Raw genomic sequence first — 8,263 nt, 5'->3', positions numbered from 1 at the left:
CCGCGAGCTCGGCGAGGCTGGCGGGCCCGCCGGCGTCGAGCAGGCTGAGCAGCGTGTATGCGCTCTGGTCGAGCTGCCCGCCCTTGCGGCGCGTGCGGCCGGCGGGCAGCGCGGCCAGGTGCCGCCCGAACAGCATGCCCTCGTACTCGATCTCGTCGATCGCTGACGTCATCGTCGTCTTCCTCCGATCCCGCACGGGCTAATGCCTATGCATGATGCACAAGATATGGCATCCTGAGGCCGAACCCCAATGTGCATGATGCACAGCAATCTTTCGAGGAGACTCGTGACGACCACCGCGTCCCGCCCCGCGCCACCGCCCGACACCGGGGTCACCGCCCCGGCGATCCACCCGAACCGCATCGTCGCCATCCTCGCGATCGGCGGCATCGTGGTCGCGATGACCCAGACCCTCGTGGTCCCGATCATCGCCTCGCTCCCGACCATCTTCGACGCCCCGGCCTCCGACACGTCCTGGATCATCACGGTCACGCTGCTCGTCGGCGCCATCTGCACCCCCGTCTCCGGGCGGCTGGGCGACCTGTACGGCAAGAAGAAGATGATCCTGGTCTCGCTGGTACCGCTGGCCCTCGGTTCGGCGATCTGCGCCGTGGCCACCACGGTCCCCGTCATGGTCACCGGCCGCGGCCTCCAGGGCCTGGCCACCGGGTTCATCCCGCTCGGCATCAGCATGCTGCACGACCTCCTGCCCAAGGAGCGCACCGCCGGCGCCATCTCCCTGATGAGCTCGTCGCTCGGCATCGGGGGCGCCCTCGGCCTGCCGTTCGCCGCCGCCGTCGCCGAGTTCGCGAGCTGGCGCATCCTGTTCTGGCTCATCACCGCCTGCGCCGTCGTGGTCGGCGTCGTCGTCTGGCGGGCGATCCCCGCCCCGGCGGCCGAGGCGAAGGCGCGCGCCCCGTTCGACTACGTCGGCGTGCTGGGCCTGGCCGCGGGCCTGGTGGCCCTGCTGCTCGCCGTCTCCAAGGGCGCCGAGTGGGGCTGGACGAGCCCGCTGGTGCTCGGCCTGTTCGCCGGCTCCGTGGTCGTGCTCCTCGCGTGGGGCTGGTGGGAGCTGCGCACGCGCGACGCCCTGGTCGACCTGCGCACCACCGCGCGCCCCGCCGTGCTGCTCACCAACCTGGCCTCGATCATGATCGGGTTCGCCATGTACGCGCAGTCGCTGATCCTGCCGCAGCTCATGCAGGCGCCGGCCGCGACCGGGTTCGGGCTGGGCCAGTCCATGCTGCAGATGGGCCTGTGGATGGCACCGTCGGGCATCGCGATGACCCTCATGTCGCCGTTGGGCGCCCGCATCACCAAGGCCCGCGGGCCCAAGACGACGCTGGTGCTGGGCGGCCTCGTCATGGCGCTCGGCTACGGTCTGTCCACGCTGTTCATGGACACGCTCGTGGGCCTGTCGGCCACGGCGTTCGTCGCGGCGGCCGGCGTGGGCTTCGCCTACGGCGCGCTGCCCGCGATCATCCTCGGCTCCGTGCCCGCCTCCGAGAAGGCCGCCGCGAACGGCTTCAACGCACTGATGCGGTCCATCGGCACCTCGGTGTCGGCCGCCGTGATCGGCGTCGTCCTGGCCCGGATGAGCACCACGTTCGGCGAGCACACCCTGCCCACCGAGGGCGGGTTCCGCGTGGCCCTGCTGCTCGGCTGCGGGATGGCCGTGGTGTCCGCGGCGATCGCCGCCACGATCCCCGTCAAGGGGCTGCGCGAGACCACCCGCGGGCACTGACCAGCGCCTCTCCGCCCCGACCCACCGGAGCGCAGGCCGGACGGCGCCCTCTCCCCCGGGGGCGTCGTCCGGCGTACGGTCTAAGCATGTGCCGAAACATCACCACGCTGCGCGGCCTCGAACCGGCCGCCACCGACGAGGAGATCACCGCCGCCGCGCTGCAGTTCGTGCGCAAGGTCACGGGCGTGACCAAGGTGAGCGACGCCACCCGCGACCCGGTGGAGCGTGCCACCGAGGAGATCGCGGACATCGTGACACGCCTGCTCGACGAGCTACCCGAGCGCCGCCAGCCGCCCAAGACCGTGCCGCCGCTCCGCCGGGCCGAGGTCCAGGCGCGGATCGCACAGCGCATCAAGGAGCGTGAGGAGCACGAGCGCATGCACGAGCTGGGCATCGCGCACTCGCACTGAGCGGCCCGCGCCGCTACAGTTGCCGCGTGCTCGCACACCTCTCCTGTTGCTGTCACTGACCACCCACCCCGGTCCGTCAGTCCCCCACGCGCGCCGTCGCGCGTGCAGAACAGGAAGAGAAACAGGTGCAGTACGTCAATTCTGTCGTTGACCTCGTCGGCAACACCCCTCTGGTCCGGCTCGCCCACGTGACCGAGGGCGTCACCAGCGCGACCGTGCTGGTCAAGCTCGAGTACCTCAACCCAGGCGGGTCCTCCAAGGACCGCATCGCGGGCCGCATCATCGACGCGGCCGAGCGCGAGGGCAAGCTCCTGCCCGGCGGGACCATCGTCGAGCCCACGTCGGGCAACACCGGCGTCGGCCTCGCCCTGGTGGCGCAGCAGCGCGGCTACCGCTGCGTCTTCGTGCTGCCCGACAAGGTGGGAGAGGACAAGCGCAACGTCCTGACGGCGTACGGCGCCGAGGTGGTCGTGACGCCGACGGCGGTCGCGCCCGACAGCCCCGAGTCGTACTACTCGGTGAGCGACCGGCTGGTGCGCGAGATCCCTGGTGCCTTCAAGCCCGACCAGTACTCCAACCCGAACGGCCCCCGGTCGCACTACGAGACCACGGGCCCGGAGATCTGGCGGGACACCGACGGCCGCGTGACGCACTTCGTGGCCGGCGTCGGCACCGGCGGCACCATCACCGGCACCGGCCGCTACCTGCGCGAGGTCTCGGGCGACCGGGTGCGCATCGTCGGCGCCGACCCCGAGGGGTCGGTCTACTCCGGCGGCACCGGCCGCCCGTACCTGGTCGAGGGCGTGGGCGAGGACTTCTGGCCGTCCGCCTACGACCCGAGCGTGCCGCACGAGATCATCGCGGTGAGCGACGCCGAGTCGTTCGCGATGACCCGCCGGCTCGCCCGCGAGGAGGGCATCCTGGTGGGCGGCTCCAGCGGCATGGCCGTGGTCGCCGCCCTCCGGGCCGCCCGCGACCTCACGGAGGACGACGTCGTCGTGGTCCTGCTGCCCGACGGCGGCCGCGGCTACCTCGGGAAGATCTTCAACGACACCTGGATGCGGTCCTACGGGTTCGCGCCCGCCATCGAGGACCACACCGTCGCGGACGTGCTGGCCGCCAAGGCCGACCGCACCCCGCCCCTGCTCTACGTGCACCAGGCCGACACGGTGCGGGAGGCGATCGACCGGATGACCCGGTCGGGCGTCTCCCAGCTGCTCGTGCTGACCGCGGAGCCGCCCGTGGTGCTCGGCGAGATCGCCGGAGCCGTGCACGAGGACGAGCTGCTCGACGGGGTGTTCGCCGGCAAGGCGAACCTGTCGGACGAGGTGGGTGGCCTGATCGGCCGCCCCCTGCAGCTCATCGGCGTCAACGAACCGGTCGGGACGCTGCGCGCGGCCCTCGCCGACGAGACCGCGCTGCTCGTGACCGACGGCGGCAAGGCCCTCGGCGTGGTGTCCCGCTCCGACCTGCTCGACTACCTCGCGGTCTGAACCGCTCGCACACCATCGAAGAGAGACCCGACCTCCCATGACCGACGCCCGACCGAGCCGTTTCGACACGCTCGCCATCCACGCGGGACAGCACACCGACCCGACCACGGGTGACGCGATCCCCGCCATCCACGTCACCTCCACGTACGCGCAGGACGGCATCGGTGGCCTGCGCGACGGCTACGAGTACTCGCGCGGCGGCAACCCGACGCGCACGGCCCTTCAGGAGCAGCTCGCGGCGATCGAGGGCGGCGCGCACGGCATCTCGTTCGCGTCCGGCCTGGCCGCCGAGGACGCGCTGCTGCGCGCCGTCGTCGCCCCCGGCGACCATGTGCTGGTGCCGAACGACGTCTACGGCGGCACGCACCGCCTGATCCGCACCGTCCACGGCAAGGCGGGCGTGGCGCACACGACCGTGGACACCGCCGACCTCGACGCCGTGCGGGCCGCGATCCGGCCGGAGTCCAAGGTGCTGTGGGTCGAGACGCCGTCGAACCCGCTGATGAAGATCAGCGACATCCCCGCGCTCGCCGGGCTGGCGCACGAGAACGGCCTGCTCCTGGTGGTCGACAACACGTTCGCCTCCCCCGCGCTGCAGCGCCCGCTCGACCTGGGCGCCGACGTCGTGGTGCACTCCACGACCAAGTACCTGGGCGGGCACTCCGACGTCGTGGGCGGCGCCGTCGTCGTGGGGGCGGGGGCCGACGAGCTCGCGGAGCAGGTGCGCTACGTGCAGTTCGCCGCGGGCGCCGTCTCCAGCCCGTTCGACGCGTTCCTGACCACGCGCGGCATCAAGACGCTGTCGGTGCGCATGCAGCGCCACTCCGAGACGGCGCAGACCCTCGCGGAGCGCCTGGTGCACCACCCCGCCGTCGCGCGCGTGCTGTACCCCGGCCTTCCGGACCACCCGGGGCACAAGGTCGCGGCGCACCAGATGTCACGGTTCGGCGGCATGATCTCGCTCGACCTGGCCGGCGGCGAGGCCGCCGCGCGCACGTTCGCGGAGTCGACCGAGGTGTTCCTGCTGGCCGAGTCGCTCGGCGGCGTGGAGTCGCTGGTCAACTACCCGAGTGCGATGACCCACGCGTCGGTGCGGGGCACGGAGGCCGAGGTCTCGCCGTCGATCGTGCGCCTGTCGGTGGGCCTGGAGGACGTGACGGACCTGCTGGACGACGTGCTGCAGGCCCTGGACCGCACGCACGCCGCCCACTGAGCCCGCCCGGCAGAACTAAGGTGGGGGCCGTGACCGAACATGCCCCCGTGAGCGCCGTGATGCACCGCGCCAAGGCGGACGCCCGCGCCTCCCACGTCACCGTGGGGCAGGTGCGGCACCTGCCCGGCGCCCGCGAGGAGATCGACTGCTCCTGCGGCATGACGCTCACGAACGGCCCCCACTGGTCGCTCGACGAGCACATCCGGCTGCACCGCGCCGAGGCGCGCTACCTCGCGCTCAGCGAGGTGGCGCCCGCGGGCATGCCACGGCTCATCCCGGTGGGACCGGAACGGCTGCCCCGCTGAGGCGAACCGCCTCAGAACCGGGCCTCAGAGCTCGTCAGGGTCGTCCCAGGAGACACCGCTCGACGCGCCCGAGATGGGGTCGAGCTCGCAGCCGGCCAGGTTGCGCGGCGCCTTGGAGACGTCGCCGCCGCCGAGCAGGCCGCGGCGGGTCGCGACGCGGCGGACGGCCGGTGGCGCGATGTGGGCGTAGGAGGCGTTGGACTCGTCGATGAGGTCGGTCGGGACCGAATCGGCAGAGTCACTGGTGGACTGGGGTTCCGCCGTGATCATGGCCTCATCTTCGCAGGGATCGGCCGATTCGCACATCCGCTTGGCACAGTATTTTGAATTCTAGCCAAAGCCTCCACGACCACGGCACGCCCACCACAGCATCTCCCCCCGCCCGCCGCGCGGGGGTGCCATGATCGTCCGATGCAAACCTGGCCCGGCCGCCCGTACCCCCTCGGCGCGACCTTCGACGGCACGGGGACGAACTTCGCGCTCTACTCGTCGGTCGCGCAGCGGGTCGAGCTGTGCCTCCTGGCGGACGACGACTCCGAGACCCGCATCGAGGTCACCGAGACCGACGCGCACGTGTGGCACGTGTACCTGCCCGGCGTCGGCCCCGGGACGCGGTACGGGTACCGCGTGCACGGGCCGTACGACCCGAAGTCGGGTCACCGCTGCAACCCGGCCAAGCTGCTGCTGGACCCGTACGCCAAGGCAGTGGACGGCGACCTCGACGCCGACCCGTCGCTGTTCTCCTACCCGTTCTCGGACGTGGAGCAGGCCACGACGGGCACCACGCCCGACGCCGCCGACTCCCTGGGCCACACGATGGTCTCCGTGGTGGTCAACCCGTTCTTCGACTGGGGGCACGACCGCCCGCCGGACACGCCGTACCACGAGACCGTGATCTACGAGGCGCACGTCAAGGGCCTGACCATGCGGCACCCCGACGTACCGGAGGAGCTGCGCGGCACGTACGCGGGGCTGGCCCACCCCGCGATCATCGAGCACCTGACCGACCTGGGTGTCACGGCCATCGAGCTCATGCCGGTGCACCAGTTCGTCACCGACCCGTCGCTGGCCGCCAAGGGGCTGACCAACTACTGGGGCTACAACACGATCGGGTTCTTCGCCCCGCACAACGGGTACGCGGGCTACGGCAGCCGCGGCCAGCAGGTCATGGAGTTCAAGGCCATGGTCAAGGCGATGCACGAGGCCGGCATCGAGGTGCTGCTCGACGTCGTCTACAACCACACCGCCGAGGGCAACCACCTGGGCCCCACCCTGGGCTTCCGCGGCATCGACAACGCCGCCTACTACCGGCTGGTCGACGGCGACGAGGCGCACTACTTCGACACCACCGGCACGGGCAACTCGCTGCTCATGCGCTCCCCCGCGGTGCTGCAGCTCATCATGGACTCGCTGCGGTACTGGGTCGAGGAGATGCACGTCGACGGGTTCCGCTTCGACCTGGCGGCCACGCTGGCCCGGCAGTTCCACGAGGTCGACCGGCTGAGCGCCTTCTTCGACATCGTGCACCAGGATCCGGTGATCTCCCAGGTCAAGCTGATCGCCGAGCCGTGGGACCTGGGCGACGGCGGCTACCAGGTGGGCGGGTTCCCGCCGCTGTGGACGGAGTGGAACGGTCGCTATCGCGACACGGTGCGCGACTTCTGGCGCGGCGAGCCGGCCACGCTCCCCGAGTTCGCCTCCCGGCTGACCGGGTCCAGCGACCTGTACGAGCACAGCGGCCGCATGCCCAGCGCGTCCATCAACTTCGTCACGGCGCACGACGGCTTCACGCTCGCCGACCTCACCTCGTACAACGACAAGCACAACGAGGCCAACGGCGAGGACAACCAGGACGGCGAGAACCACAACCGGTCCTGGAACTGCGGCGTCGAGGGCCCCACCGACGACGCCGAGGTGGCCGAGCTCCGCGCCCGCCAGCGCCGCAACCTGCTGGTGACCCTCATGCTCAGCCAGGGCGTGCCGATGATCGCGCACGGCGACGAGCTCGGACGCACCCAGCAGGGCAACAACAACGCCTACTGCCAGGACAACGAGCTCTCCTGGGTGGACTGGGGCGGCCCCGACGGGCTGGACGCCGAGCACGCCGCGCTCCTGGACTTCGCCCGGCAGGCGGTCCGCCTGCGTCGCGAGCACCCGATCCTGCACCGCCGGAGGTTCTTCGACGGGCAGGTCTCCCCGGGGGCCGCGGGCGGGCCGGCGGACATCGAGTGGCTGGACCTGACGGGCGCACGGATGGACGACACGGACTGGAACCAGTCCTACGCCCGCACCGTGACCGTGTTCCTCAACGGCGACGCGATCACGGAGACCGGCAGGCGCGGCGAGGCCGTGGTCGACGACTCCTTCCTGCTGCTGCTCAACGCCCACTACGAGGACCTGGGCTTCACCCTGCCGCCCGCCGCCTACGGGTCGTCCTGGACCGTGGTCCTGGACACGGACGGCAGCGCCGAGCCGGGAACCACCCTCCAGGCCGGCACGGGTCTGTCCGTGACCGCTCGCAGCGTGGTCGTACTGACTCGCCCATCCGGAACACCGGGCTAGGCTGTCGGCCGTGACCGGACCGAGGAGTGGAACCGGAGGCAGCACCCCACCGCCCCGACCTGGCCCTGACATGCCTGTTCCCGGGCCCAGACCGGTGGTGTGGGCCCCGCGCGCCCGCATCATCGAGGTGCTCGTCCCGTACGACCCGTACGAGGAGCCCGAGCACATGCCGCTGCGTCTCGTGGGCGCGGGCGAGCCCGGGTACTGGGGCGCCGACAGCGTGCTCGGGCACGGCACCGACTACGGGTACTCCGTGGACGGCGGCCCGCTGCTGCCCGACCCCCGCAGCGTGTGGCTGCCGCAGGGCATCCACGGACCCACCCGGGTGTTCGACCCCGCCTTCGAGTGGACCGACGGCTCCTGGTCGCCGCCCGACCTGTCCACGAGCGTGCTCATGCACCTGGACGTGGAGACCTTCACTCCCGACGGCACCCTGGACGCCGCGGCGGAGCTGCTGCCCACCATCGCCGGGCTCGGCGTGGACGGCGTCGAGCTCGCGCCGGTCGCGGCCTTCGACCCGGCCCGCGGCCCGGCCC

Annotated in this window: 7 protein-coding genes and 1 pseudogene; 7 read left to right on the top strand and 1 reads right to left on the bottom strand. The window is 71.7% G+C overall.

Features of this window, described 5'->3' with window-relative positions; translation table 11 throughout:
- Window positions 1-286 precede the first annotated feature (286 nt).
- The 5 genes from PROKR_RS26150 to PROKR_RS26130 all read left to right on the top strand — a co-directional run bounded on the left by PROKR_RS26150 (window position 287) and on the right by PROKR_RS26130 (window position 5,165).
- Window positions 287-1,744, top strand: a complete 1,458-nt coding sequence (locus PROKR_RS26150) for an MFS transporter (protein ID WP_051433384.1) — start codon at window positions 287-289, stop codon at window positions 1,742-1,744.
- 86 nt (window positions 1,745-1,830) lie between these two features.
- Entirely contained in the window at window positions 1,831-2,154 is a 324-nt protein-coding gene (locus PROKR_RS26145; RefSeq protein ID WP_036969584.1) for a DUF2277 domain-containing protein, read from the top strand.
- Window positions 2,155-2,279: 125 nt separating this feature from the next.
- Window positions 2,280-3,647 carry a cystathionine beta-synthase gene (locus PROKR_RS26140; RefSeq protein ID WP_036969582.1) on the top strand — a complete coding sequence of 456 codons (1,368 nt, stop codon included), beginning with the start codon at window positions 2,280-2,282 and terminating at the stop codon, window positions 3,645-3,647.
- Between the two features lie 37 nt (window positions 3,648-3,684).
- On the top strand, window positions 3,685-4,860 hold the full coding sequence (locus tag PROKR_RS26135) for a cystathionine gamma-synthase (RefSeq protein ID WP_036969580.1): 1,176 nt from the start codon (window positions 3,685-3,687) through the stop codon (window positions 4,858-4,860).
- A 47-nt stretch (window positions 4,861-4,907) separates the two neighbouring features.
- Entirely contained in the window at window positions 4,908-5,165 is a 258-nt protein-coding gene (locus tag PROKR_RS26130; RefSeq protein ID WP_020014591.1) for a hypothetical protein, read from the top strand.
- Between the two features lie 24 nt (window positions 5,166-5,189).
- Here the strand turns inward: PROKR_RS26130 and PROKR_RS26125 are convergent, their stop codons facing one another.
- A complete protein-coding gene (locus tag PROKR_RS26125; protein WP_020014587.1) occupies window positions 5,190-5,435 on the bottom strand; it encodes a hypothetical protein in 246 nt (81 codons plus the stop codon).
- A gap of 141 nt (window positions 5,436-5,576) precedes the next feature.
- Between PROKR_RS26125 and glgX the strand changes: the two genes are divergently transcribed.
- Together glgX and PROKR_RS36290 are read left to right on the top strand one after the other, a co-directional pair.
- On the top strand, window positions 5,577-7,727 hold the full coding sequence (gene glgX, locus PROKR_RS26120) for a glycogen debranching protein GlgX (protein ID WP_036969578.1): 2,151 nt from the start codon (window positions 5,577-5,579) through the stop codon (window positions 7,725-7,727).
- A 70-nt stretch (window positions 7,728-7,797) separates the two neighbouring features.
- A pseudogene (locus PROKR_RS36290) lies at window positions 7,798-8,263 on the top strand (malto-oligosyltrehalose trehalohydrolase); the annotation flags it as partial.

Origin of the sequence: Promicromonospora kroppenstedtii DSM 19349 (assembly GCF_000515355.1) — a bacterium.
In the GTDB taxonomy this organism is placed as follows: domain Bacteria; phylum Actinomycetota; class Actinomycetes; order Actinomycetales; family Cellulomonadaceae; genus Promicromonospora; species Promicromonospora kroppenstedtii.
This window is presented reverse-complemented; position numbering and strand designations above follow the sequence as displayed.